The sequence below is a fragment of the Pantoea sp. UBA5923 genome (genome assembly GCF_002431095.1).
GTDB lineage: Bacteria > Pseudomonadota > Gammaproteobacteria > Enterobacterales > Enterobacteriaceae > Pantoea > Pantoea piersonii.
This window is the reverse complement of record NZ_DJDN01000067.1, coordinates 70,489-70,926: the sequence shown is the minus strand read 5'-3', so window position 1 is coordinate 70,926 and position 438 is coordinate 70,489. Positions and strand designations below refer to the sequence as shown.

The 438-nt window shown below is 59.6% G+C and carries 1 pseudogene; it reads right to left on the bottom strand.

Annotation, left to right across the window (positions count from 1 at the left end):
* Positions 1-438 (bottom strand): annotated as a pseudogene (locus B3797_RS15985) (NADH-quinone oxidoreductase subunit C/D); the annotation flags it as partial.

Sequence of the window (438 nt, the reverse complement as noted above, 5' to 3'; positions counted from 1 at the left end):
GGCGCGCAGCGCAGCACCGGTGGTGCCCCAGGCCAGCGCCTCTTCCATGTTATAGGCGGCAACGCCTTTTGAACGGCCAACCAGCACGCTGTTGCGCAGCGCGGCTTTGTCATACTCTTTCAGGCGCTTCGGCATCCAGTCGAGGAACTCGCGCAGCAGACGCTCCCAGCCTTTCGGCAGATCGTGCGCTACGCCGCCGATGCGGAACCAGGCCGGATGCATACGGAAGCCGGTAATGGCCTCAACCACGTCATAAATCTTCTGGCGATCGGTAAAGGCGAAGAAGACCGGCGTCATTGCGCCGACGTCCTGAATAAAGGTCGAGATATAGAGCAGGTGGCTGTTAATGCGGAACAGCTCAGAAAGCATGACGCGAATAACGTTGACGCGATCCGGCACCACGATGCCAGCGAGTTTTTCCACCGCCAGCACGTAAGG